Below are 24,397 nucleotides of genomic sequence, written 5' to 3' on the forward strand. Positions count from 1 at the left end.
ATGGCGGACACGACCACAATGGAGCCGATCGTCGTATACGGCGATCCGGTCGATGACGATGAGGGCGTGCGCCAGTGGGGCCGGAAGGTGTCGCTGATCGTCGGCGACGAGGAGGCGCTGGATCTGTCGGCGCTGAGCTTCAGCTTCGGCATCAAGCGCAACGACGCCAAGTCCCCCAACACCGCCACCATCAAGGTGATGAACGCCAGCCGTGAAACCGCCAGCCTGGCGCAGCGCGAATTCACCCGAGTGGTGCTGCAGGCCGGCTATGAAGGCAATTACGGCGTGATCTTCCACGGCAACGTGGTGCGCGCCAAATGGGGCGGCTCGGGTGACACCGAGACCGTGCTGGAAATCACCGCGGCCGATGGCGACAAGGCCTACAACTTTGCGGTGGTCAACGCCACCGTGCCCAAGGGCAGCGACCGCGCCGACAAGGTGCGGCTGCTGTGCTCGGCCATGAACCCCTACGGCGTGCGCCAGGGCTACGTGCCCGACCTGGGCGGCAAGAAGTCGATCCGCGGGGCCGTCATGTCCGGCATGGTGCGGGACTACCTGCAGGATGTCTGCGGCAGTGCGAACACCTTGTGGAGCATCCAGGACGGCAAGGTGGTGGTGGTTCCCGAAACCGCCTATGTGCCGGGTTCGGTGCCCGTGCTGTCGCACGACAGCGGCCTGGTCGGCATGCCGGAGCAGACCGAGAAGGGCATCAAGCTGCGCATGTTGCTCAATCCCAGCATCCGCGTGGGCGGCCTGGTCAATCTGGACAACAGCCGCATCGCCGAGTATGGCTTCCAGGCCCGCTCCGAGGGCAAGGGCGCGAACGAAATCGATCGCAGCGAGCAGCGCCGCATCAGCGGCGATGGCTACTACTACGTGATGGAAGTCGAGCACCGCGGCAACACACGCGGCGACGAGTGGTACACGGAGGTCCTTTGCCTGGCCACCGACGCCACCCTGTTTCCCGGCGACCTGGGGCGGGCCGGCGCCGAGGGCGACGCCGCCCAGCCTGCCGCCGTCGTCAAGTAGCGCACGGCCAGGTCCTATCTCAGCAGGAAGATTCATGAACCGACTTGAGACTTTGAACGATCCGCAAGCCGCGATCGGCGCGGCGCTGCATGGCGCGCTGGCGCAGACCTGGACCGCCATGCCGGCGATCATCGGCGCCTTCGATCCGGTGGCGATGACGTGCACGGCGCAACCGGCCATCCGCGCGCGGGTCAAGACGCCCGAGGGCCGGCAGCACAGCATGGCGCTGCCGCTGCTGGTGGATTGCCCCGTGTATTTCCCATCGGGCGGCAATTGCACGCTGACCTTTCCGGTCAAGCCGGGCGATGAGTGCCTGGTGGTGTTTGCCTCGCGCTGCATCGACGCCTGGTGGCTGTCTGGCCAGGTGCAGGACCAGACCGAGATGCGTATGCATGATCTGTCCGACGGCTTCGTCTACGTGGGCGTGCGCTCGCAACCCCGTGTGCTGCCGGCGGTCAGCACCAGCGCGACCCAACTGCGCAGTGACGATGGCTCGACTTTCCTGGAGCTGGACCCGGCCGCCGGCAAGGTGAAGATCGTGGCGCCGGGCGGCTTCGACGTGGTCGCGCCGGTGTCCGAGTTTTCCGGACAGGTGCTGGTGAACGGCCTGCTCAGCTATCTGGCGGGACTGGTGGGCAGCGGCGGCCAGGGCAACACCGCCCAGATCACCGGCGTGCTCAACGTGATCGGCCAGATCCTGGCCAACGGCAAGCGGGTCGATGACACCCATACCCATACCGCGCAAGGCGCCAACGCGGTGACCACGCCACCCAACTGAGGATTCCTATGCGTTACCGAAAACTGGACGCCGATGGCGACTATTCATTCGGCTCGGCACGGGCCGATTTCCACCGCGATTCGGCCGAGGCCGTGGCGCAAGCGGTCAAGACCCGGCTGATGCTGGCGCGCGGCGAGTGGTTCCTGGACGTGACCGAAGGCATGCCCTGGAACGGCGAAGTGCTGGGCAAGCAGCCCCGCGCCAGCTACGACTGGGCCATCCGCCAGCGCATCCTGGGCACCGCCGGCGTCACCGACCTGGCCGAGTATTCGAGCCGGCTCGACCCGCAAACCCGCGGCCTGAGCGTGACGGCATCCATTTCAACCCTTTTCGGCACGGCCACTGTGCAGGCGGCATTATGACGATTCTTTCCACAGCCCCGGTCATCGACGCCGCGGGCATCCGTGCGCCGAGCTATGGCGAGGTGCTGCAGTATTTCAAGGAACAATATCGCGGCATCTACGGCGCGGATACGTACCTGGAGGCGGACAGCCAGGACGGTCAGTTGCTGGCCGTGTTTGCCCTGGCCATCCATGAGTCCAACTCGGCGGCGATCAGCGTCTACAACGCGTTCTCGCCGGCCACCGCCGCCAATGCGGCGCTGTCGAGCAACGTCAAGATCAACGGCCTGGCGCGCGGCGCCGCGACGCGTTCGTCGGTGGACCTGCGCATCGTGGGGCAGGGCGGCGTCACCATCGTCGATGGCGTGGCGATGGATGCCAACCGCGGTCGCTGGCAACTGCCTGCCAGCGTGACGATTCCGCCTGGCGGCGAGATCACCGTCACCGCCCAGAGCCAGGCGCTGGGCGCCGTGACCGCGGCGGCCGGCAGCATCAACCAGATCGGCACGCCGACGCTGGGCTGGCAGTCCGTGGTCAACCCGGCGGCGGCAACGCCAGGCGCGCCGGTCGAGAGCGATGCCGCGTTGCGGGTGCGCCAGGCCGTCTCGGTGGCCTTGCCGTCGCGCAGCGTGCTGGAGGGCACCATCGGGGCCGTCGCGTCGGTGCCTGGCGTCTTGCGCCACGCCGCCTTCGAGAACGACGGCGCGGTGGCGGACGCCCACGGCCTGCCGCCCCACAGCATCGCGCTGGTGGTCGATGGCGGCGACGCGGCGCTGATCGCGCAGGCCATTGCCGCCAAGAAGACGCCGGGGACCGGCACGCACGGGACCACCACGGTGGTCGTGACGGACATCTACGGCATCGCGCATCGCATCCGGTTCTTCCGGCCCACGATCGTGCCGGTGGCGGTCGACGTGCAGCTGCGGGCCTTGCCGGGCTACACCACGGCCATCGGCGTGGCGGTGCAGCGGGCGGTCGCGGACTATATCAACGGGGTCGCGATCGGCGGCGGCGCCAGCGCGTCGGTGGAGTGGGCCGACGCCATTTCGGCGGCCAATGGCGTGGCCGGCAATGGCACGTTCAAGATTTCCGGGCTGACGCTGCGCGGTCCCGCCGGCAACGGCGCGCCTGACGTGTCGCTGGCGTTCAACGAGGCCGCCGCCGCGACGCCGGATGACATCAAACTCACGGTGACCTGATATGGCCAATACCGACGATTATCTCGGGCGGCTGTCGGCCTATTACCGCTCCAAACCCAAGTTCAATGCCACCGTCGCCGCGCTGTGCGGGGCTGCGGCCGGACTGCGAGAGCGGTACGGCGCCATGCCGGCGGCCTTCGATCTGGATCTGGCCGTCGGCGTCCAGCTGGACGCCGTGGGGCGCTGGGTAGGGCTGGACCGGAAGGTCCGGACGCCCATTTCGAATATCTACTTCTCGCATGACGTCGACGGCCTGGGTTTCGACCAGGGCGTGTGGCAGGGGCCATTCGATCCGGACAGCGGCCTGACCGAGCTGGATGACGAGACCTATCGGCTGTTGTTGCGCGCCAAGATCGGGGCCAACCACTGGGACGGCACGCTGGAGGCATCGGCGGCGATCCTGGACCGCATCTTCGGTGGCGGCACGCACGTGTTCATCCAGGACAACGGCGACATGTCGGTGGATATCGGCGTCGCCGGCGCGCCGCCGTCCGCGCTGTTCCTGGCGCTGCTGACCGGCGGATACATCCCGCTCAAGCCGGAAGGCGTGCGCATCAGTTACTACGTCATCCCCTCGGAAGAGGGGCCTCTGTTCGGTTTTGACGTTCAAAACCACTACATCTCCGGGTTCGACGGCGGACTCTGGGGTTCGCTTTTTGCCGGTTGAATAAGGACATTCCGTGGCTATCAATCAGATTCTTCCCTTCGGCACCGTTCCCGGCGCCAATGTGCTCGCGCCCGCCGACTACCAGGCGTTGGCCGCCCGGCTGGGCGGCTTCTCGGCCGGTACGGCCAAATCGAAGGAACTCAACACCGTCTGGCGCCAGGCTGCGTTCGTGGCTGCCATGATCGGCCAGTACATCGCTGACAAGGCCGGCCAGGACGTGCTGGACGACGGCGACCTGGCGGCGCTGCAGGCCAAGTTCGTGGCGGCGCTGGCGGCGTCGCCGGCGCTGACCGGGACGCCGACCGCGCCGACGCCGGCGGCGGCGGATAAGAGCACGAGGATCGCGACGACCGCGTTCGTGAGCGGCAACTTCCCGCGGGTGTATTCGATCAATGCGCTTCCCACGCAGGATGTTGGCCCCATCATCGTCGCCGAATGCAGTGAGGTCTGGATCTGGGGTTCTTCTGCCATCCATACCGGTTATCGCTCGCCGCTGTGCGGCCAGATCGCCTACTTCCCGTTTTCGAAAGTGCCTTATGGATGGATGCGGGCCAATGGCGCCGCAGCGTCTGTCAGCGCTTATGGAGCGTTGGCGTCGGCCATCTACTGCGGCGATGCATTGAACGCGACCGCGCCGGTGGGGTACCGCTGCACCAACGCCGCAGATCCGATGAACACGCGCAGCACCACGGGTGCGTACATCGTCTTGCCCGATCTGCGCGGCGAGTTCGTGCGGGGATGGGACGACGGACGGGGGGCGGACGCCGGCCGCCAATTGGGATCCAGCCAGCGTGCTTCCCGCGTGATCGGAGCGGTCAGCAATCCTTCCTTCCCGTATCTGTCCCAGAACGGTGAGTGGCGTTTCAGCACCGATAACGGGAGCGTCTCGTTCAAGGTGGGCGATGCCTATACGGAAGGCTATGACATCACCAGCGGCTCTGGTTCCTTCCTGGCGGGCTGGTCGTACACGACTCTGGGTACCTCGGCGGCGCTGGCGTCCGTTCGCCCACGCAACCTGGCACTGTTCGCCTGCATCAAATACTAAGGAGATATCGCATGGAAAAAATGGTTTCGCAACTGAACCATGAGGGTTACTACGTGGGCCAGGTCACCGCAGACGAGTCCCCCTTGGAATCCGGCGTCTTCCTGATGCCGGGCGGTTCCATCGATATGGCCCCGCCTGCGCTCATCGAAGAGGGCAAGCGTTACCGGATTGTGGAGGGCCGTTGGGCCGCCGAAGACATTCCGAACCCTTCCCTCGCCGCTCCGCCGGAATCGCTAACGAAGGAGCAACTGGAGGCTGCGGCACGCGCTCGACGAGATTTTCTGCTGGAGCGCGCTGGACTGCGAATGGCCCCCCTGTCGGATGCTGTGGATCTTGGCGTCGCGACGGATGCCGAAAGAACCGCGTTGGCGGCATGGAAGGCGTATCGGGTGCAACTGAACCGCGTCTCCGGGCAGACCCACTACCCCGCGCAGATCGAGTGGCCTGTTGAGCCCATTTGACCGGCGCAAGCAAATCATGGCTCGCCTTGGCGAGCTTTTTTTGTCGGGTTCCGCCTGTCGCTGACTGGCATGGCGGCTCAGGAAGGCCGACTCGGCCTGCGTGTCCCGGGCATAGGAGAAAGGCAATAGACAACGGCAGAACGTATGCCGGTCCTGGCAATGCCTGCGGCAAACGGACGGCAGCGTCATCCACATTTGAATTGGTCCATCCGGCGCGCCCCTGCGGCGCCCGTGATGTTCACGGGAGGCAGCAATGCGCACCGTCGACAGGAGCGGTGTAACCATGGAACCGGCATCTACGGGTTTGGGCGGTTGGGCCGCCCTGAAAATTGCGCTGGCTTTCGGCATGCCGGCCGCGATGGCGGCGTTGATCGGCATGTTGCTGATGCCGCCGCGCACGCCGCGCGAATTCGTCGCGCGCACCGCCTGCACGGTGGTCAGCTCATTTCTGTTCGGACCTTTGCTGGCGATCGGCATGATCGCCTGGATGCCCGACCTGATGTCCTCGGCCTACTGGATGGCGCAGCGCACGGGCCTGGGCGAGGACGGGCTGCTGGCCATGTTCTATGTGCTCGGCCCGTGCATGTTGCTGGCGGGATTGCCGGCCTGGTGGGTGCTGGGCGCTTACCTGCGCCTGACCGCCAAGCTGCAGAACCAGGACCTGGTGGACTGGGCGGTCGAGATCCGACGCAAGACGCTGGGCATGGAAACCCACGCAGACAAGGAGGGCAGGCATGACGCTTGACCAGATCATGGACGATGCGGTGCGGCCGGCGATGGCGCTGTTGCCCGCGCGCATGGATACGCCCGAGGCGGACTGCATGCTGCTGGCCATCGGCCTGCAGGAAAGCCGCTTCGTGCATCGGCGGCAGATCGGCGGGCCCGCCCGCGGCTTCTGGCAGTTCGAGAAGGGCACGCGCGTCAGCCGCGGCGGCGTGTGGGGTGTGTTCCTGCACGCGGCCAGCAGGGATCACCTGGCCATGTTGTGCAAGTCGCGCGGCGTGGCCGGCGATCCGGAGGCGATCTATGCCGCGCTGGAGTATGACGATGTGCTGGCCGCCGGCGTTGCGCGGCTGCTGCTCTGGACCGATCCGAAGGCGCTGCCGCCGGTCGGCGAAACGCAGGCGGCCTGGGCGCTGTATCTGCGCACCTGGCGGCCGGGCAAGCCCAAGCCGGACAGTTGGGCCGGCCTTTACCAGCAGGCCGTGACGGCCATCCGGACGCGGTCCGACAGGAGCACGGCGCATGTTGCAACAGTGGATTAAGCGGGGCCTCGGCGTGGTGGCGGCAGTGCTGGCGGGGCTGGCCGCCGTCGCCGGGGTGTATTGGCGGGGGCGGGCCATGGGCCGGGCGCAGGAACGCTCGGACAGTGAGGCCCGCCTCCAGGCGCGGGCGGGCCAGGCCCGCAAGGAGGCCAGGGATGTGCAGGAAAAAGTGGCTCGCAGCGATGACGATGTCGTGGCTGATCGGCTTAAGTCTGGCTGGGTGCGGGTCGCTCCCCCCGCGGACCGGGATTGAATATTGCGACCATGCCCGGCCGATATATTTCAATTCGGCGGCGGAAGTGGACGCGACGCCGGCGGCAATACGCCGGCAGGTGCTCGAGCATAATGAAATGGTTTCTCGGCTTTGTTTTTGAGGTAAATTGGGGACGCGATTTTTTCCACCTTCAGGGCGCTTTTTTTCCGGCGCCGTCGGGGCGATGGATGGTGTGCTGCGGTCTGGTTCTGCAATAATTTCTGGTTTTCCGTCCCCTCGGGCCGTCGGCCCGGATGACTGTTCCAGGAGAGGCGCAATGGGTCAGAGGGTGCAGTGTCGGCAAGCGTTTTGCCCCGTGCAAATGCGCGGCAGGGAAAAATAATATGGCTGACGGCGAAAGCCTGGTCGCCGCGCGGGTCCGCCCGAAGCTCCGGTATTCGATGCGAACCGGACTGCTGGTGCTGGTGTTCGCCTGTATTGCGCCGGCGCTGGCGGTGTCTTCGATCGCCGTTTATGAAAGCTACCTGATCCAGAAAGAGCGGATATTCCGCGACACCATTTTCCTGGCCCGCAACCTGACCGCGATTCTCGACCGGGAAATGACCGGCGTCGAAGCCGGCTTGCAGATGTTGGCGTCGTCCCCCGACCTGGTGGGGGGCGACCTGGGCGGATTCCACCAGCGCGCCCGCGAAGCCATCAAGTTCCAGATCGTCGACAGCTACGTGCTGACCGACAAGGAGGGCCGCCAGGTGGTCAACACCATGGTGCCCTACGGCACGCCCTTGCCGTCTTCGGGGGTGTCGCAGGAGCTGGCGCGGGTTTTCCGCGCGCGTGAACCCGTCCTGAGCAGCCTGTTCATCGGCGCGCTCAGCGGCACGCCGACCATCGCGCTGGGGGTGCCGGTGGTGCGTGGCGACGAGGTCATCTACAGCCTGAACGTGGGCCTCTCGCCCGACCGCATCGGCAACGTGCTGGGGCGGCGCGGGCTGCCGGACGGTTGGGTGGCGGCAGTGCTGGACAAGAACGGCACCATTATCGCGCGCACGCGCGATCCCGAGAAATTCGTGGGCCAGAAGGCGGTGCCGACGCTGGCGCGCGCGGTGCAGTTGGAGAACGAGGGTTCGCTGGAGTCCACCACCAAGGAAGGCACGCCGGTCTACACCGCGTTCAGCCGCTCGGGCCTGACCGGCTGGACGGTGGCGGCGGGCGCGCCGATGACGCTGGTGACGACCGACCTTTACCGCTCGATCGCCTGGCTGGCGCTGGGGACGGTGGCGGCGTTCGGGCTGGGGTTGTGGCTGGCCCTGCGGCTGGCCAATCGGCTGACGTCGGCGGTGCAGGGGCTGGTCGGCCCGGCTCTGGCGCTGGGCGAAGGCCGCACCGTCGAACTGCCTGGCACGCGGGTCAAGGAGGCAGAGGAGGTCGGCACGGCGCTGCTGCAGGCCTCGCGGATGCTGGCGCATGCGCAGCACTTGGCGCACTACGATCCCCTGACTGGATTGTGCAACCGGGTGCTGTTCGGCGAGCTGGTGCTGCGCGAGCTGGCGGTGGCGCAGCGCAGCGGCGCGACGTTCGCGATCCTGGCGATCGATCTGGACGGTTTCAAGGCGGTCAACGACCTGCATGGGCATGCCGCCGGCGATACCGTCCTGAAGGAAGCGGCCGACCGCATGGCCACCGCCATTCGCGTTTCGGACGTGGCGGCGCGGCTCGGGGGCGACGAGTTCGCCGTGCTGCTGCTCGGCGCCAACCAGGAAAACGCACAGGCGGTGGCCGAGTCCCTGGTCGAGAGCCTCTCTTTGCCCTACCCCAAGATCCGAGTCGCGGTCTCGGCCAGCGTTGGCATCGCCGTCTATCCGGATTCGGGCGTCACCATGCTGCAGTTGCTGGAGCGGGCCGACGTCGCGCTGTACCGGGCCAAGGGTCTGGGCAAGCGGCGGGTCGCGTCCGACGAGCGTTGACGCGGCCGCGCCCGGCGCATCAGGCGCCGTGGCGGGGCACGGCGGCGGGCGGCAGGGCGGTCAGCACCTCGCCCGATTTCAGGCGATAGCGCCGTTCCCCCAACGCGATCACGCGCTCTCCCTCCGAGGTCCTGAGAATGTAGTGGACCGTGATGGGCGGCCCCGTGCGCGGGTCGGCGTGCGAGAACACTTCGATCCGGTAGAGCCGGCCGGATGCCGTGGTGGCGAGCACGTCGCTCAGCCTGCGTACAGAGATGGTCATGCGGCGAGATCTCCTTCTTGTTGATATTCGATCGGTCGCGCCGCGTCGGCCCGCAATTGCCGTGCCGGCCCTCCCGCGGCGGGTTTTCCGTTTTCGCTACACTGCGTCGTTTTGGGCGCGCGCCATGGCGCGGCGCCCGGGATGGACTTCGGGAAATCGGAAAAAAGCAATGCAATCTGCCCCCAGCCGCAATGCGGCGACATTGATGGGAGTGATGGCCGTGGTGCTCTGGGGCACCGTCGTCGGCCTGATTCGCGGCGTCAGCGAGCGTTTCGGGCCGATCGGCGGCGCGGCCCTGATCTATACGGTCGGTTCGGCATTTCTCGTCCTGTTGCTGGGATGGCCGCGCGTGCGTTCATTCCCGCGCCCCTACCTGGTTTCCGGCAGCCTGTTGTTCGTGGCCTATGAAATCTGCCTGTCGCTGTCGCTGGGATTCGCCGCCAACCGCGGCCAGGCGATCGAGCTGGGGATCGTCAATTACTTGTGGCCGTGCTTTACCGTCATCCTGGCGATCCTGATCAACGGCCAGCGCGCCAGCGTCTGGGTGCTGCCGGGCATTGCGCTGTCGCTGTGCGGCATCGTCTGGGTGGTCGGCGGCGACGGCGGCGTTTCCTGGTCGCGCGTGGCGGCCAATGTCTCCAGCAATCCCCTCAGTTATGGTCTGGCGTTCAGCGGCGCCGTCATCTGGGCCTTCTATTGCAACGTCACGAAACGCTACGCTGATGGCAAGAATGGCGTGGCGTTGTTCTTCATGCTGACCGCGGCCGTGCTGTGGATCAAATACGGATTCAGCGCCGAGCCGGCGCTGCCGTTCGCCTGGCCCGCCGTGCTCGAACTGTGCGTGACGGGCGGCGCCATGGCGGCCGGTTACGCGCTCTGGAACGTGGGCATTCTCAGCGGCAATCTGACGCTGCTGGCCACGGCGTCCTATTTCACGCCCGTGTTGTCGACTTTTTTTGCGGCCATATGGCTGTCCACGCGCTTGACCATGACATTCTGGCAAGGCGTGGCGATGGTCACCGCCGGCTCGCTGATCTGCTGGGCGGCGACGCGCGGCAGGCCTGCCCGGGGCAAGTAGCCCCGTGGCAATCTCCTGGCTCATCGGTTGACGGGGATTCCGGAGGAACCCGTCGGCTCATTCCAGGACGATGGTCTGCGCCACGGCGTAGCCGAGCGGAATGAGCAACAGGGAGGCGAACAGCGAGCTGACGATCGCCGCCGATATTTTCAGCCACGGCTCGGGTCCCGCGCTCTGTATCGTTTGAACCACCAACGCGACGATACCCACAACCATCAAACAGCTGATTACCACTGCTACGTAAGTCATGATGTCTCCGTCCTCGCCTGATTAAAGGGATGCGGCGCCGCTACTGCGGTCTGTCACTACGTCGCTACGTTTAGTCTGATTGTGCGCCTGTATGCGGGGGTGTGGCGCTAGGGTTTTCCTGGCTCGGGCGCGCGCTGTGGCGTTTTTGCCGCGCACCGTGCAGCATGAAATCGGTGTGCGGCGCAGCATTTTTCCGCCCCCGCCGCGCCCGCGCTTTGCGCTACGATGGCGGCGTCCACCCACTCTCCAGATCGCGAAATGCCGCAACGACTCCGCCCGGGCACGCGCGCCACACTGCAGGTCAGGCAGTTGCTGCCGGGCGAATTCGCCTGGATCATCACCCTGCTGGATCCCGACACCGGCAATGTGCGCAGCACCAATTATTCCGAACGGCGCTATGCCAGCCAGGACGAGGCCTCCGCCGCTGGCAAGGCCGCCGTGGTGGAATTCCTGGGCAATAGCGATCCGAACGCCGGGACTTCCGCCAAGGACGGCAAGCCGTCCAGGTCCTGATATCCGGCCGGCCATGCCCGAAAGCCCTCGCTGGAGGGCTTTTTTGCGTCGGGCCGATGGCGGCTGGCGCGCCGGGCATGGCAGTTGCTGAGCAGCGGGCTGGCGCGATAGGCGCGCCCAGGAGATCCGCCATGTTCCCACCCGACCATCGCCCGCCGGACGCGCCCGACGACGTGCCGCCCGATGATCCGCCGTTGCCCGGCGATCCACCGCGGCCCGACGACCCGCGCCCCAATCCCAACCACGCGCCCGACGATCCGGGCGAGCCCGACGTCGTCCCGCCGCCCGATCCGCGCGCGCCGGGCACGATCGACCTGGCCTGAGCGCCACCAAATCCGATCCCACTACCAAGGAGGCTTGCATGCGTTCGATCCTGTTATGGCTGCTGGGGGTACCCATTCCCATCATCATCCTGCTGGCGCTGTTCTGGCATTGAGCCAGTCCGGTCCCGCGCCACGGCGCGCAATGTGAACGAGGAATCACCATGGAAAATGCACTCTCGGCCAACCGGCCCTACGACGGCGTGCCGCCGGTGAGGGAATCGGCGGTGTCCGCCGTATCCTGGGCCGCGGTATTCGCCGGCGCTGTCATCGCCGCGGCCTTGTCGTTGGCGTTATTCGCGGGCGGCTCCGGCCTGGGCTTCCTGTCGATCTCGCCTTGGAGCGGGGAGGGCGTCTCCGCGCCCACGGCGGGCATCGGCCTGATCGCCTGGATGCTGTTCACCCAGATCGTGGCCTATGGCGTTGGCGGCTATGTCGCCGGCCGGCTGCGCACCAAATGGGCCGACGTGCATGGCGACGAGGTTTATTTCCGCGACACCGCGCACGGCTTCCTGGTGTGGGCATTGAGCGCTGTCGTGAGCGCCGCCCTGCTGGGCTCGGCAATTGCCACGCTGGCATCGGGCGCGGCCAAGGCCGGCGCTTCCGTGGCGGCGGGCGCGGGCGCAGCGGTGACGGCAAGCGCCGCCGCTGGCGCGGGAGCCGCGGCGGGCGGTATGGACGGCGCCGGCGATTACTTCACGGACGTGCTGCTGCGCAATGAACGGCCCGATGCCGGCGGCGATCGCGCCGCGGCTCGCGCCGAAGTCGGTCGCATCGTCGCCATGAGCCTGGCTCGCGGCGAAATGACCCCGGCCGACCGCGACTATGTGGCCCGGGTGATCGCGGCGCAGGCGGGCATCGATGCCGCCGCCGCGCAGCAGCGCGTGAACCAGACGCTGCAGCAGGCCCGCCAGGCCGCCGACGACGCCAAGCACAAGGCGCGGGAGGCCGCCGACGCGGCACGCAAGGCCGCCGCGGCGCTGGCGCTGTGGGGCTTTGCCTCCATGCTGATCGGCGCGTTCGTGGCCAGCCTGTGCGCGACCTGGGGCGGGCGGCGCCGCGACACGGTGTTCAAGCCATAATCGCGGCAGGCGAGGCGCGGGGCATCACGCCCCGCGCCGCTTCAAGGCAGCTTCTGCTGGAACATCCATTCGCGCCAGGGCCTGGCGGTCAGCAGCTCCGGCGCGATGCGGTGATCCATGCCCTGGTAGGTGACGAAGATCGGATGGCCGCCCGCGGCCGCCAGCGCTTCGGCCCAGATCCGGCTGCCCTCGTAGGGATTTTCCTGGTCGGCGGTGCCATGGACGAGCAGCGTGGGGACGCCCGCCAGCGGCTTGGCGAGCGAGCGCTCCGGTGGCACGCCCGACATGGCGACGATGGCGGCGAAGCGCCCGGGCGAGGCGACGGCGGCGTCCAGCGCGGCCGATGCGCCCATCGAGAAGCCGACGGCATAGATCCGTTTGGCGTCGACCGGATGGTGCCGGGCGATGTCCTCGACCAGCCGCATGACGTCAGGCAGGTCGGCGCCGGCCTGCGAGACCCGCACGCCATGGCGGTCCTTTTCATAGTTGGCGGTGCGGCCTGGTGTCTGCGGCACCAGTACATAGGCGGGAAAATCGCGGCGCGATTCGGCCGAGCCGAAGGCGCGGGTGAACGCGTTCAGCGGCAGCAGGTTGTCGGTGCCGACGCCGCCCGAACTGTGGAAAATCACCACCAGTGGGTATTTTTTGCCGCTTTCAGGCGCAACCGGCGAGACCAGGCGGTAGGGCAGCGGGGCCTTGCCGGCGCGGGCGAATTCCGCCGGCGCGAAGGCGTCGATGGGGGCCTGCTTGAGCGTCTCGACGGTCTGCAATTGCGCGGCCGTGGGCGCGTAGCTGACGCTCGAGGCTTGCACGCCGCCTTGCGCGGCACAGGCGCGGCCGATGGTCAGGCTCAGGATCGCGGCGAGCACGGCGCGTGCGGCGATTCCAGCGATACCGGTGCTGATGATGACGCCTTGGCGGCCAGGCGTTGCCAGGGGGGCGGCCGGGGCGACAGGTCGGCGAGCTTGCGCGGGGCGCCAAGCCTGGATGCGGCTGGAGGGCATGTCAGATTCTCCCCATGAGATTGTGGTGGGCGTGGTGCGCGAAGATTCTAAAAGGGCGCACCGCGCCGGTATGCGGGAAAAATGTGGGGAATATGTGGAAATGTGTGAAGGGCCCAAATGCGGGCCGCAGGCAACGTGGTCGCGAAAGTGATGTCGGGGTGGCGAGCCCTCGGCCTTCGATCTGGGCCGGCACGCTTTGGTTCGCACCCCCGGTCCCCCCTGGTGCGCACCCCTGGTCCGCACCCCTGTTCCGGCGCCCCAATGGAAAAAGGCCTTCACGCAAGTGAAGGCCTTTTTGAATTCTGGTGGCGCATCCCTGATTCGAACAGGGGACCTGCGGATTATGATTCCGTCGCTCTAACCGGCTGAGCTAATGCGCCATCCTTATCGTCGCTGCTTTCAATGAAAGCCAAGCAACGAAGAACGAAATTCTAGCACGGAATTTTTTAGGATTGCAAGTAGGGGGGCGGCCTTTTTTGTTCAGGCCGCGGGCGGCCCGCTACGACCGCGCAGTCACTCCATCAGGCATCCCGCGCCAGACGAATGCCGGAAAACTGCCAACGCGCTTCCGGCGGGAAAAAATTGCGGTAGCTGGGCCGGATGTGGCCGCGCGGGGTGGCGCAGGAGCCGCCCCGCAGCACGTACTGGTTGCACATGAACTTGCCGTTGTATTCGCCCACCGCGCCGGCATCGGGCTTGAAGCCGGGGTAGGCATCGTAGGCACTGGCGGTCCATTCCCAGGCGTCGCCGAACAACTGCGCCGGGCCGCTGCCCTGCCGGGCGGGGGCGGGGCGGGGATCCAGGTGGCCGTTTTCCAGCAGGTTGGCGCGGTTCGACCAAGCGCCGTCGGGCAGTTGCCGCGCCGCGTGCTCCCACTCGGCCTCGCGCGGCAGGCGCACTCGTGCCCAGCGCGCATAGGCGTCGGCCTCGTAGTAGCTGATATGCGTGACCGGGGCCTGCAATTCCAGCTCCTGCATGCCGCGCAGCGTGAAAACCCGCCAGTCATCGCGCTGGCCTTCCCAATAAAGCGGCGCGCGCCAGCCTTCCGCGCAGACCCGCTCCCACCCCAGCGACAGCCACAGTTCGGGCCGCTTGTAGCCGCCGTCGCGGATGAAGGCGAGGTATTCGTGCTGCGTCACCAGGCGGTCGGCCAGGTGGAAGGGAGCCAGCAGCACGTCATGCGCCGGGCCTTCGTTGTCGAACGCGAAGCCCTGCCCGTCGTGGCCGATACGGACGACGCCGCCGTTGTAGCGGGTCCAGCCGGCGGGCGTGCCGGGTGGCAGCGCGGGCGAACCCGACGCGACGTAGGCGGGCCTGAGCGGGTTGGCGAACAGCAGGTGCTTGATATCCGTCAGGATCAGTTCCTGATGCTGCTGCTCGTGGTTCAGCCCCAGTTCCAGCAGGGCGTCGAAGGCCGGATCGTTGCCGCCCAGCCGCGCGATCAGCTCGTGCATGGCCTGGTCCACGTGCTGGCGATAGCGCATCACGTCGGCCAGCGGCGGCCGCGTCAGCAGGCCGCGCTGCGGCCGTGGATGCTTGGCGCCAATGGCGTTGTAGTAGGAGTTGAACAGCATCCGATACTGCGGGTGGAACACGGGGCAGGCCGGATCGAAGTGCGTCAGCAGGAAGGTCTCGAAGAACCAGGTGGTATGCGCCAGGTGCCATTTGACCGGGCTGCAGTCCGGCATGGACTGCACCTGACAATCCTCCGGACTCAGGGGGGCGGCCAGCGCCACGGTGGTGGCACGCACGGCATCGTACCGGTCATGCTGGCCGGCCTGGCCGGCGGCATAGGGGCCGTTGGCCGGGTGGGTCAGCAGGCAGGCAGGTTCCATGGCGATCCTCCAGGGGCGGGTTGAGGGGGCGCGGTGTCAGGCACGGGCGCTGAATACTGAAAACCAGCCGCGCGCGTCCGACCAATGGTGGATGTCGTGGTATCCCGCGCGCTGCAGCAATTCGGTGAAGGCTTCGGGCGTGAACTTGTAGGAGTTCTCGGTATGGATGCGCTCCTGCGCCGCGAAGCGCCGCTGGCCGCCGGGCCAGGCCACCATGACGGAACGGCGCGCTTCCAGGTGCATCTCGATGCGCGATTGGTCGCTGTTGAGCAGCGCCACATGGCGCCAGTCATCGACATCAAAGTCGCTGCCCAGCAGGTCATTGACGTGGCGCAGCAGGTTCAGGTTGAAGGCCGCGGTCAGGTGCAGGGCGTCGTCGTAGGCCGGTTCCAGCACCTGCCTGGGCTTGACGCGATCGACCCCGACCAGCAGCCCGCCGCCGGCGCATTGCCGCTGGATCCGCCGCAGCATGGCCAGCGCGGCTTGCGGGTCGAGATTGCCGATGCTGGAGCCGGGATAGAAGAACAGGCGCTGCTCGGCGCCGATATCCGCCGGCAATGCCAGCGCCTGGGAGAAGTCCAGGCCGATGGGCGTGATCCGCAGGTCCGGGTACGACAGGCGCAGCCGCCGCACCGCGGATTGGAGGTAGTCGGCGGAAATGTCGATTGGGACGTAATGGCGCGGCCGCAGGCTGGAAAACAGCCGCTCGGCCTTGACGCAGTCGCCCGCGCCCAGGTCGATCATGGCCTGCACCGGACCGATGTGGCGCGCGATGTCCTGCCCGTGCCGCGTGAAGATCTCTGCTTCGCAGCGGGTCGGGTAGTACTCCGGCAATTGCGTAATGGCGGTGAACAGCGACGAGCCGAGCGCGTCGTAGAGAAACTTGGGGTCGATATGAGCGGGATGATCCAGCAGTCCGTCGCGCAATTCCTGCTGCTCGGCGGTCATGGGCTGGGGTTGCGGCGCCAGGAACCGCGGGGCGGCGCCGGCGAGCAGTGCGGAGGGAGAGACCATGCGTTCAGTTCCTTTTTTGAGGCCGATGAAGCGCATTGCAAAAAACACATTGTGGCCGCCAGAGGGGTTCCGGTGTCAAGTTAAGCCACTGAAATGCAATGGACTTTTACGAAATTGGCGGGGGCGGAAAGGCCGGCCGCACACGGGGACGGTACGTCTGGCCGTCACCGTGCCGCGAGGCCTCAGCAAGCGGCGCGCCACTGAAATATCGGTTAACGGCTGGTTGCGAAAGCTCGGGCGCGCGGCGGCGGGAATGGCCACAATGTGGGCACGGTCTGGCGGCGAGCCGCAAGACTGTCTGAGCAACCCGCGACAAGGAGCGACTATGAATAGAAAGCACCAACGCGCCGAAATGGCCCTGCACCGCGATCGCGTGAGCGACAGCCTTCATGAGTTGCTTGCCGGTACGGAGGACCTGTTGCGTTCGACCGCCTCATACACTGGCTCTGAGATCGAAGCGGCGCGCGCGCGCCTGACGCGCCAGTTGGCCGAGGCGCGCGAATCCGCGGGCGAGTGGGAAGGCGTGGCGCGCGAGCGCGCCCGCCGCGCCAAGGCCTATGCCGATGAATACGTCCACGAGCACGCCTGGAAATCGGTGGGTGTGGCGACGCTGGTGGGCGTCTTGCTGGGCTGCTGCCTGCTGGCCAACCGGCGCTGAGTCCTCGCGCCATGAGGCCACCACCGGGCCTGCCCGCGCCGTTGGCGCGGGGGGGGCGCGCATGGCGAGGCGCCATGCGCGCGGCGGCGCTGGCCTGCTGCGCGGCCCTGCTGGCCGCCTGCGCCAGCGTGCCCGATGCGCAGGAACGCGCCGCCCGCAAGGCCCAGGCCGGCCTGTCCGCCGACGCGTCGCAGGCCAGTTACCGCCGCGGCCACGACATCGCGGCGGATCCCCGCAATGCAAGGAATGACTTCCTGGCGCGCCACCTGGCGGTCGAGGAAGCGGTCAGCGGCGCGCCGCTGTTGGCCGGCAACCGCGTGCGCCTGCTGGCCGACGGGCCGGGGACCTACCAGGCCATGCTGCGCTCGATCGCGCAGGCGCGGCGTTACGTGCACATGGAAACCTACATCTTCGAGGATGATGCGGAAGGGGCGCGCTTTGCCGAGGCCTTGATCGCGGCGCGCAATCGCGGCGCCGATGTCGCGCTGATGGTGGACGCGGTGGGCACGATCAAGACGCCCGACGCGCTGTTCCAGCGCCTGCGCGACGCCGGCGTGCAGGTCGCGGTCTTTAATCCGATCAGTCCCGTGAATGGCAGCCGCGCCGGCTGGTCGCCGAACCAGCGCAACCATCGCAAGGTCCTGGTGGTGGATGGCAAGGTGGGCTACCTGGGGGGCATCAATGTCAGCGCCGTGTACGCCTCGTCGCCCGCCAGCGGCAGCGGCGCATCGGGCGGCGTGGGCAGCGGAGCCGACGCAAAGCGAATCGACGCCCAGGCCGCGCCCTGGCGTGATACGCATCTGCAGATCGAGGGGCCGGCCGTGGCCCAGTTGGAGGCGGTGATCCGGGACGGCTGGCAGTCGCAGGCCAAGGAGCCCCTGCGTGGCGGCGGCACGGCGATCGCGCCGCCCGTCGGGCCCACGCGTGTGCGTATCCTGGCCAACCAGCCCGATCGCAGTGACGGCTACACCGTCTATCTGACGCTCATGTCCGCGTTCGAGAGCGCGCAGCGCTCCATTCACATCACCATGGCGTACTTCGTGCCCGACCCGGCCTTTGTCGACGTGCTGGCCGCGGCCGCGCAGCGCGGCGTGGACGTGGCGCTGGTGCTGCCGGGCTTCAGCGATTCGTCGCTGGTGTTCAATGCCGGCCGCTCTCATTACGGCAAGCTGCTCAAGGCGGGCGTGAAGATCTACGAGCGGCGCGACGCGCTGCTGCACGCCAAGACCGCGGTGGTCGACGGCGTCTGGTCCACCGTGGGATCCAGCAACATGGATTGGCGCAGCTTCGCTTTGAACTACGAGGTCAACGCGGTGGTGCTGGGACCGGAGTTCGCGGCCGACATGGAAGCGCTGTTCCAGCGCGACGTGACCGAGTCGGTGCGCATCACGCCCGAGGCCTGGCGCGCCCGGGGCGTGGATGACCGCTTCATGGAGTTCTTCTCGCGCATGTTCGAGCGCTGGCTGTAGGCCGCGGCGAGCGCCATCGCGGCCCGGCCCGCGCTCAGGCCGGCGTCGCCTGGGGCGGATGCGCCATGACGTATTCCTGCGCCAGCGCGGTGCTGATGTCGTGGGTGGGCTGGAACGAATCGGCGCGCGCCATCGACCAGCCGGCGCGGAACACCTGGTGACGGAACTCGCCGCGCAGCAGTTCGCCCGGCGCCAGCTCCGGGAACAGCGCCGACAGCAGCCGGATCTCGCTCGATGAAATGCGGCGCGCGATATGGTGCGGGCGCAACTGGTTCGGATGCGTCAGGCCGGCGGCTGCCAGCAGCTCGGCCAGCGCGTGCAGCGTGTTCTTGTGGAAATTGGCTACGCGCTGGGCCTTGTCCGGCACCACCAGGGCGCGCTGGCGCAGCGGATCCTGGGTAGTCACGCCGGTGGGGCACTTGCCGGTGTGGCAGGCCTGGGCCTGGATGCAGCCGATGGCGAACATGAAGCCGCGCGCGGCGTTGCACCAGTCCGCGCCCATGGCCATGACGCGGGCCATGTCGAACGCGGTGATGATCTTGCCCGAAGCGCCCAGTTTGATGCGGTCGCGCAGGTTCACGCCGATCAACGTGTTGTGCACCAGGCGCAGCGCCTCGCGCAGCGGCGTGCCGACGTGGTCGACGAACTCGACCGGCGCGGCGCCGGTGCCGCCCTCGGCGCCGTCGACCACGATGAAGTCGGGCGTGATGCCGGTTTCCAGCATGGCCTTGACGATGGCGAACCATTCCCACGGATGGCCGACGCAGAACTTGAAGCCCACCGGCTTGCCGCCGGACAACTCGCGCAGCCGGGCGACGAACTTCATCAGGCCAATCGGCGAGTCGAAGGCCGAGTGGCTGGCGGGTGAGTTGCAGTCCTGCCAGGGCGCCACGCCGCGCGCCTCGGCGATCTCGGGCGTGACCTTGCCGGCTGGCAGGATGCCGCCGTGGCCCGGCTTGGCGCCCTGCGACAACTTGATCTCGATCATCTTCACCTGCGGCGTACAGGCGTTCCTGACGAAGGCTTCCTCGGAGAAGGCGCCGTGCTCGTCGCGGCAGCCGAAGTAGCCCGAGCCGATGTTCCACACCAGGCTGCCGCCTGGCTGGCGATGATAGCGGCTGATGCCGCCTTCGCCCGTGTCATGCGCAAAGTTGCCTTGCCGCGCGCCTTCGTTCAGCGCCAGCACCGCGTTGGCCGACAGGGCGCCAAAGCTCATGGCCGACACGTTGAAGGCGGACATTGCGTACGGTTGGGTGCAGTCCGGGCCGCCCACGGTCACGCGAAAGTCGGTGTCGCCGATGTGGGTGGGCGACATGGAATGGTTGATCCACTCGTAGCGATCGCCGTACACGTCTTCCTGGGTGCCGAAGGGGCGCTTGTCGATCTCGCGCTTGGCGCGCTGGTACACGATCGAGCGTTGCGCGCGCGAGAACGGCGAGGCCTGGGTGTCGTCTTCCAGGAAGTACTGGCGGATCTCGGGGCGGATGAATTCGAACAGGAAGCGCAGATTGCCCAGCACCGGATAGTTGCGGCGGATGGCGTGGCGCGTCTGGATCAGGTCGTACACGCCCAGCAGGCCCAGCAGCACCAGCGGCACGGCGGCCCACAACCACCAGTACGAATCCGTGAACACCAGGATGGTGGTCGCGGCGGCGGCCACCAGGGTCAAGATAAAGGCCGTGTAGCGGCCGGCAATCCATTGCATGTCCGTCTCCGTATTGCGGAATGCAGCAACCATACACCAGGGCGGCTGTAAATCCGGTAAACGCAAGGCGCGGCCCGGCGGCCGCGACAACCCCGCCCGCCATTGCGGAAACCGCGCCAATGCTGGCGTTGCGAGGCATGGACGAAAAAAAGCCCCCTCGGAAGGGGGCCGTTGCTGGAACAGTGTTTCTCAGCAGCTGGATGCCGACGGCGTTTTTTCCACCGCCAGGCCAAAAAGCGGACGCAGGCGCACGCCCAGGGCGCTGCCGACAAATGCCGCCGGCAGCCACAGCCAGGCGTGCAGGCTGCCCGACAGGATGCCGCTGAAGTAGGCGCCGATGTTGCAGCCGAAGGCCAGGCGCGCGCCGTAGCCCAGCAGCAGGCCGCCAATGACCGCGCCGGCCAGCGAGCGGGCGGGCACCTTCCAGACCGGCGCGAACTTGCCGGCGGCGCTGGCCGCGGCCAGCGCGCCCAGCATCAGGCCGATGTCCATCACCGTGGTCACGTCCTGGCGCAGCGGTGCGCCCAGCGCGGCCTGCTTGCTCCAGTAGGCCCAGGTGGCCACGTCGCCGCCCATCGCGTCCAGCGCCTTGGCGCCCCACAGCGCGAACGCCGAGGTGATGCCCCAGGGCCGGCCGGCCAGCGCCAGCGTGGCGAAGTTCAGCGCCACCAGCGCCACGCCGCCCCAGATCAGCGGCCACGGGCCCTGCAGCAGCGAGGCCGGGCGCGCGGTGCGCGAGGCGAACGAGATCACGTGGCCATGGCGGCGTTTTTCCAGCACGGTGGCGATCCAGGCGATCAGCGCGAACACCGCCAGGTTGGCGATGATGGCGGGCGCCAGGCCCCAGGTCTTGATGAGCGAGGTCGGCGCCAGCGCGGGCAGGGTCGACCACCAGCCGAAGTGGGCGGTGGCGATGACCGAGCCGATGATGAAGAACAGCAGCGTGACCAGCATGCGGGTATTGCCGCCGCCCACCGCGAACAGCGTGCCCGAGGCGCAGCCGCCGCCCAACTGCATCCCGATGCCGAACAGGAACGCGCCCAGCAGCACCGACACGCCCGGGGGCGAGACCAGGCCGTTGACCGGCTGGCCGAACAGCGAGCCTTGCGCCAGGAACGGGAAGAACAGCAGCACGCCGATGGCCAGCATGAGCATCTGCGCGCGCAGGCCGGCGCCGCGGCGGTCCGACACGAACACGCGCCAGGCCTGGGTGAAGCCGAACGACGCGTGGTACAGCGCCACGCCCAGCAGCGCGCCGACGATCCACAACGCGCCCTGGCGCCAACTGACGGTCTGGTTCAGGTACAGGGCGCCGGCCAGCACCAGCAGCAGCGCGATCCAGAGCGGCTTGCGGTTGATCTGGATTGGCGGCAGCGCCGAGGGCAGGGGCAGGGCGGAAGTGTTGGCGCTCATGGGAGAGTCCCGGGAATTCGATAAGGGAAAAGCAAACGGGCGCGTAGCCGCACCCGTTGTCGTGGATAAAAGTCTAAAGGCGGTCAATAATTTCTCAAAGCATTTATTGGTGCTTTTTTAATAACTTTTGATTATATAAAGATGCGCGGCTCAGGAGATCGGATGCGCGCTGATCCAGGCTACCAGCAGGCTCACGGTCAGGACGGACAGCACCGTGGACACCAGGATGGCGCGCGAGGTGACGCGCGCGTCGCGCCCGTACATCTGCGCCAGCATGAAGGGGCCTGTGCCGATCGGCAGGGCGCTCATCAACACCGCCGTCCAGGCCCACAGCGGCGGCATGGAGAACACCTGGAACGCCAGCAGCGCCGTCACGGCCGGTTGCAGCAGCAGCTTGCCGGCCACCAGCCGCAGCACGCCTGGTCCCGGGCTTGCGGTCTCGGTCTGCGCCAGGAACAGGCCGATGGTGACCAGCGCGCAGGGGCTGGCGGATGCGCCCAGCAGCGACACGTAGCGATCCAGCCCCTCGGGCAGCGCCAGCCCGGTGCCGGCCCACGCCAGGCCCAGCACCGGCGCGGCCAGCAGCGGATTGCGCATGAGCGCGCGGCCGACCTTCACCAGCGTGGCGCCCAGGCCGGGCGCCTGCTGGCGGTCGAATTCGATCAGGGCGATGGCGAAACCGAACAGCACGCTGGCCGTCATCAATGTGGTGAAGGCCGCCGGCGCCAGGCTTTCGGCGCCAAACAGCGCCAGGCATAGCGGGATGCCCATATAACCGGCATTGGCGTAGGCCGCCGCCAGTCCTTCGATGCTGCGGTCGGTCAGGCCGCGCGGGCCGCGTTTGCGCGGCAGGAACGACAGCGCGAACGTGACGGCGATGCCGCCGGCGAACGCGCCGACAAAGCCCCAGTGCGCCATGTGCGCCAGGTCCACCTGCGTCATGGCGCGGAACAGCAGCGCCGGCAGCGACAGGTAGACCACGTAGCGGTTCAGGGCGTCGGTGGCGGCCGGCCCCAGGATGCGCCAGCGCGCCGCCAGCCATCCGGTCAGGATCAGCGCGAAGACCGGCAGGGCGGCGGTGATGACGGCATTCATGGCGGCGGCGGAAATGGGCGCGAAAGGGCGCTCATTCTACTTGCCGCGCCGGCGCGGGCGTGCGCGCCGAACGGGTCACCAGCAGGATGCCGAGCGCGGCCAGGGCCATGCCGGGCCAGGCCAGCGGCGGGATCGGCTCGTCCAGCACCAGCAGTGCGATGACCGCGGTCGATGGCGGCACCAGGAAGAACAGCGCCGACACGCGTGACGCTTCGCCATGGCGCAGCATGGCCAGCAACAAGGAGATCGCGACCAGCGAATTGCCCACCACCAGGTACGCCAGCGAACCCAGCAACGGCCCGGTCCAGTCGAGGCGCATCGGCTCCAGCCAGAAGGCCAGCGGCGCCGTGACCGCCAGGCCCACGGCGTATTGCACCGTGTTGGAGGTGACGGGGTGGGTTTGCACGCCAAAGCGCTTCTCATACAGCGTGCCGCTGGTGATGCAGAGCAGCGCGGCCACCGCGAACACCAGGCCGAGCGTCGAAGCCAGGTCGACCGAGGCCTTGGCGACGATGACCAGCGCGGCGCCCGACACGCCCAGTCCCAGCCCGGCCCAGCGCCGCGCGTCGACGCGTTCGTGCGCGATCACCGGCGCCAGCAGCCCGATCAGGATGGGCTGTAGCGACGTGATCAACGCCAGCCCCCCGGCGGACATGCCTTGCTTGAGCGACAGATAGGTGAAGCAGAAGTAGCCCGCCTGCAGCAGCAGGCCGACCATGGCCAGGTGGCCCCAGGCGCGGGTGCCTTGCGGCAGCGGCGGCCGCAGCGCCAGGAGGAACGGCATCAGCAGCGCCACGACGCAGGCGTAGCGCAGCGCCAGGAACGTCATCGGGTCGGCATAGGCCAGCCCCACTTTCAGCACGACGAAGCCGCTGGACCACAGCAGCAGGAAAAGCGCGGGCGCGAATTTCAACCAGGCGGGCGTTGCGGCTTGCGGCATGATGGCGATCAGCTGCGGGAATGGGCCAGCCGCGATGGTACGCCTGTTTCGCCGACACGCCATCCCTGCGAAAATGTCGACAGTGGATTCATATTCAGCAGTGGCGCGAGGGAAAAAAATGGCCAACCAACAAAAGCCGACGGTACGTATCACCCTGGGAACCTGGGATCGCCTGCGCGACGACGCCTCGTCGGTCCGCTATGACGTTTTCGTGGTCGAGCAGAAGGTGCCGCCCGAGGTCGAGATGGACGACGACGACGCGGTTTCGGTGCATGCGGTGGCCTACGCCGCCGACGGCACGCCGCTGGGCACCGGCCGGCTGCTGCCCGACGGCCACATCGGCCGCATGGCCGTGCACAAGCGGGCGCGCGGCCTGGGCGTGGGCGGCCAGTTGCTCGACGCCCTGATCGGCCAGGGTCATGGCGATGGCCACCGCATGCTGGTGCTGCACGCGCAAACCCACGCCAAGGGCTTTTACGAGGCCCACGGTTTCAAGGTGGAAGGCGAGGAGTTCATGGAGGCCGGCATCGCGCACGTCGTCATGACGCGGATGCTGGCCTAGGCGCTTGCGAGCGAACGATCGGCCGGCTGTCCAGGCTGGCCTGATCATTCGGGCCGCAAAAGAAAAAACCCCGGACGCTTTCGCGAACGGGGTCTTTCTTGGCGCATCACGACAGGTACCTCGTGATGTAATAATTGGTGCCCAGGAGAGGACTCGAACCTCCACACCTTGCGGCACATGGACCTGAACCATGCGCGTCTACCAATTCCGCCACCTGGGCGCTGATGTCTTACCTTCC

27 protein-coding genes and 2 tRNA genes are annotated in these 24,397 nt (G+C 67.5%); 18 read left to right on the forward strand and 11 right to left on the reverse strand.

Annotated features, from left to right (window positions below; all coding sequences use genetic code 11):
- The 11 genes from ACUDCK_RS08205 to ACUDCK_RS08255 all read left to right on the forward strand — a co-directional run bounded on the left by ACUDCK_RS08205 (window position 1) and on the right by ACUDCK_RS08255 (window position 8,960).
- Window positions 1-1,029, forward strand: a complete 1,029-nt coding sequence (locus tag ACUDCK_RS08205; RefSeq protein ID WP_244976979.1) for a phage protein — start codon at window positions 1-3, stop codon at window positions 1,027-1,029.
- A 34-nt stretch (window positions 1,030-1,063) separates the two neighbouring features.
- Window positions 1,064-1,807 carry a Gp138 family membrane-puncturing spike protein gene (locus ACUDCK_RS08210; protein WP_054501318.1) on the forward strand — a complete coding sequence of 248 codons (744 nt, stop codon included), beginning with the start codon at window positions 1,064-1,066 and terminating at the stop codon, window positions 1,805-1,807.
- A gap of 8 nt (window positions 1,808-1,815) precedes the next feature.
- Window positions 1,816-2,169, forward strand: coding sequence for a hypothetical protein (locus ACUDCK_RS08215; RefSeq protein WP_054501317.1), 354 nt, complete (start codon window positions 1,816-1,818; stop codon window positions 2,167-2,169).
- Window positions 2,166-3,347 (forward strand): baseplate J/gp47 family protein, encoded by a 1,182-nt coding sequence (locus tag ACUDCK_RS08220; RefSeq protein WP_175168311.1) that lies wholly within the window; start codon window positions 2,166-2,168, stop codon window positions 3,345-3,347. The genes ACUDCK_RS08215 and ACUDCK_RS08220 overlap by 4 nt, the downstream gene beginning before the upstream one ends.
- A 1-nt stretch (window position 3,348) precedes the next feature.
- The gene (locus ACUDCK_RS08225) at window positions 3,349-4,014 is read left to right on the forward strand and encodes a DUF2612 domain-containing protein (protein WP_175168312.1); all 666 of its coding nucleotides are present in this window, start codon (window positions 3,349-3,351) and stop codon (window positions 4,012-4,014) included.
- A gap of 13 nt (window positions 4,015-4,027) precedes the next feature.
- Entirely contained in the window at window positions 4,028-5,059 is a 1,032-nt protein-coding gene (locus tag ACUDCK_RS08230; RefSeq protein ID WP_175168313.1) for a phage tail protein, read from the forward strand.
- 11 nt (window positions 5,060-5,070) lie between these two features.
- Window positions 5,071-5,520 (forward strand): tail fiber assembly protein, encoded by a 450-nt coding sequence (locus ACUDCK_RS08235; protein ID WP_064524144.1) that lies wholly within the window; start codon window positions 5,071-5,073, stop codon window positions 5,518-5,520.
- Window positions 5,521-5,803: 283 nt separating this feature from the next.
- Window positions 5,804-6,265 (forward strand): hypothetical protein, encoded by a 462-nt coding sequence (locus ACUDCK_RS08240; protein ID WP_054501310.1) that lies wholly within the window; start codon window positions 5,804-5,806, stop codon window positions 6,263-6,265.
- Window positions 6,255-6,785 (forward strand): hypothetical protein, encoded by a 531-nt coding sequence (locus ACUDCK_RS08245; RefSeq protein WP_144658067.1) that lies wholly within the window; start codon window positions 6,255-6,257, stop codon window positions 6,783-6,785. Before ACUDCK_RS08240 ends, ACUDCK_RS08245 begins: the two co-directional genes overlap by 11 nt.
- Window positions 6,766-7,038: a hypothetical protein gene (locus ACUDCK_RS08250; protein WP_054501308.1), complete on the forward strand. Its 273-nt coding sequence runs from the start codon at window positions 6,766-6,768 to the stop codon at window positions 7,036-7,038. The genes ACUDCK_RS08245 and ACUDCK_RS08250 overlap by 20 nt, the downstream gene beginning before the upstream one ends.
- A 344-nt stretch (window positions 7,039-7,382) precedes the next feature.
- On the forward strand, window positions 7,383-8,960 hold the full coding sequence (locus ACUDCK_RS08255; protein WP_064524140.1) for a diguanylate cyclase: 1,578 nt from the start codon (window positions 7,383-7,385) through the stop codon (window positions 8,958-8,960).
- A 19-nt stretch (window positions 8,961-8,979) separates the two neighbouring features.
- On the opposite strand, the gene ACUDCK_RS08260 is transcribed toward ACUDCK_RS08255, so the two are convergent.
- The gene (locus ACUDCK_RS08260; RefSeq protein WP_054501306.1) at window positions 8,980-9,222 is read right to left on the reverse strand and encodes a hypothetical protein; all 243 of its coding nucleotides are present in this window, start codon (window positions 9,220-9,222) and stop codon (window positions 8,980-8,982) included.
- 169 nt (window positions 9,223-9,391) lie between these two features.
- Between ACUDCK_RS08260 and yddG the strand changes: the two genes are divergently transcribed.
- Window positions 9,392-10,300, forward strand: coding sequence for an aromatic amino acid DMT transporter YddG (gene yddG, locus ACUDCK_RS08265; RefSeq protein ID WP_064524136.1), 909 nt, complete (start codon window positions 9,392-9,394; stop codon window positions 10,298-10,300).
- Between the two features lie 57 nt (window positions 10,301-10,357).
- Here yddG and ACUDCK_RS08270 read toward each other — a convergent pair whose 3' ends face one another.
- Window positions 10,358-10,549, reverse strand: coding sequence for a hypothetical protein (locus ACUDCK_RS08270; RefSeq protein WP_006393830.1), 192 nt, complete (start codon window positions 10,547-10,549; stop codon window positions 10,358-10,360).
- Between the two features lie 258 nt (window positions 10,550-10,807).
- Between ACUDCK_RS08270 and ACUDCK_RS08275 the strand changes: the two genes are divergently transcribed.
- From ACUDCK_RS08275 to ACUDCK_RS08285, 3 genes are all read left to right on the forward strand, one after another.
- Window positions 10,808-11,062 (forward strand): hypothetical protein, encoded by a 255-nt coding sequence (locus ACUDCK_RS08275; protein ID WP_054501304.1) that lies wholly within the window; start codon window positions 10,808-10,810, stop codon window positions 11,060-11,062.
- Window positions 11,063-11,193: 131 nt separating this feature from the next.
- The gene (locus tag ACUDCK_RS08280) at window positions 11,194-11,385 is read left to right on the forward strand and encodes a hypothetical protein (RefSeq protein WP_054501303.1); all 192 of its coding nucleotides are present in this window, start codon (window positions 11,194-11,196) and stop codon (window positions 11,383-11,385) included.
- A gap of 161 nt (window positions 11,386-11,546) precedes the next feature.
- The gene (locus tag ACUDCK_RS08285; RefSeq protein WP_144658064.1) at window positions 11,547-12,464 is read left to right on the forward strand and encodes a hypothetical protein; all 918 of its coding nucleotides are present in this window, start codon (window positions 11,547-11,549) and stop codon (window positions 12,462-12,464) included.
- Between the two features lie 41 nt (window positions 12,465-12,505).
- Here ACUDCK_RS08285 and ACUDCK_RS08290 read toward each other — a convergent pair whose 3' ends face one another.
- The 4 genes from ACUDCK_RS08290 to egtD all read right to left on the reverse strand — a co-directional run bounded on the left by ACUDCK_RS08290 (window position 12,506) and on the right by egtD (window position 16,317).
- A complete protein-coding gene (locus ACUDCK_RS08290; RefSeq protein WP_175168314.1) occupies window positions 12,506-13,333 on the reverse strand; it encodes a carboxylesterase family protein in 828 nt (275 codons plus the stop codon).
- A 438-nt stretch (window positions 13,334-13,771) separates the two neighbouring features.
- A tRNA-Met gene (locus ACUDCK_RS08295) sits at window positions 13,772-13,848 on the reverse strand.
- 141 nt (window positions 13,849-13,989) lie between these two features.
- Window positions 13,990-15,303, reverse strand: coding sequence for an ergothioneine biosynthesis protein EgtB (gene egtB / locus ACUDCK_RS08300; RefSeq protein WP_175168315.1), 1,314 nt, complete (start codon window positions 15,301-15,303; stop codon window positions 13,990-13,992).
- Between the two features lie 36 nt (window positions 15,304-15,339).
- Window positions 15,340-16,317 carry an L-histidine N(alpha)-methyltransferase gene (gene egtD, locus ACUDCK_RS08305; protein ID WP_175168316.1) on the reverse strand — a complete coding sequence of 326 codons (978 nt, stop codon included), beginning with the start codon at window positions 16,315-16,317 and terminating at the stop codon, window positions 15,340-15,342.
- A 325-nt stretch (window positions 16,318-16,642) separates the two neighbouring features.
- On the opposite strand from egtD, the gene ACUDCK_RS08310 reads away from it, so the two are divergent.
- Both ACUDCK_RS08310 and ACUDCK_RS08315 read left to right on the forward strand, forming a co-directional pair.
- Window positions 16,643-16,975: a DUF883 family protein gene (locus ACUDCK_RS08310; RefSeq protein WP_054501299.1), complete on the forward strand. Its 333-nt coding sequence runs from the start codon at window positions 16,643-16,645 to the stop codon at window positions 16,973-16,975.
- 74 nt (window positions 16,976-17,049) lie between these two features.
- A complete protein-coding gene (locus tag ACUDCK_RS08315; protein ID WP_244976980.1) occupies window positions 17,050-18,444 on the forward strand; it encodes a phospholipase D-like domain-containing protein in 1,395 nt (464 codons plus the stop codon).
- Window positions 18,445-18,478: 34 nt separating this feature from the next.
- On the opposite strand, the gene ACUDCK_RS08320 is transcribed toward ACUDCK_RS08315, so the two are convergent.
- From ACUDCK_RS08320 to ACUDCK_RS08335, 4 genes are all read right to left on the reverse strand, one after another.
- A complete protein-coding gene (locus ACUDCK_RS08320) occupies window positions 18,479-20,149 on the reverse strand; it encodes an FMN-binding glutamate synthase family protein (protein WP_054501297.1) in 1,671 nt (556 codons plus the stop codon).
- 189 nt (window positions 20,150-20,338) lie between these two features.
- Window positions 20,339-21,562 (reverse strand): YeeE/YedE family protein, encoded by a 1,224-nt coding sequence (locus ACUDCK_RS08325; RefSeq protein ID WP_175168317.1) that lies wholly within the window; start codon window positions 21,560-21,562, stop codon window positions 20,339-20,341.
- 150 nt (window positions 21,563-21,712) lie between these two features.
- Window positions 21,713-22,657 (reverse strand): AEC family transporter, encoded by a 945-nt coding sequence (locus tag ACUDCK_RS08330; RefSeq protein WP_054433276.1) that lies wholly within the window; start codon window positions 22,655-22,657, stop codon window positions 21,713-21,715.
- A gap of 31 nt (window positions 22,658-22,688) precedes the next feature.
- Entirely contained in the window at window positions 22,689-23,597 is a 909-nt protein-coding gene (locus ACUDCK_RS08335) for a DMT family transporter (protein ID WP_175168318.1), read from the reverse strand.
- Between the two features lie 118 nt (window positions 23,598-23,715).
- Here ACUDCK_RS08335 and ACUDCK_RS08340 point away from each other — a divergent pair, with 118 nt between their 5' ends.
- Window positions 23,716-24,159 carry a GNAT family N-acetyltransferase gene (locus tag ACUDCK_RS08340; RefSeq protein ID WP_175168319.1) on the forward strand — a complete coding sequence of 148 codons (444 nt, stop codon included), beginning with the start codon at window positions 23,716-23,718 and terminating at the stop codon, window positions 24,157-24,159.
- 135 nt (window positions 24,160-24,294) lie between these two features.
- Here the strand turns inward: ACUDCK_RS08340 and ACUDCK_RS08345 are convergent.
- Window positions 24,295-24,379 (reverse strand) — tRNA-Leu (locus ACUDCK_RS08345).
- Between the last annotated feature and the right edge of the window lie 18 nt (window positions 24,380-24,397).

This window comes from Achromobacter sp. CF-sbj1-Ac2-l, from assembly GCF_052698165.1.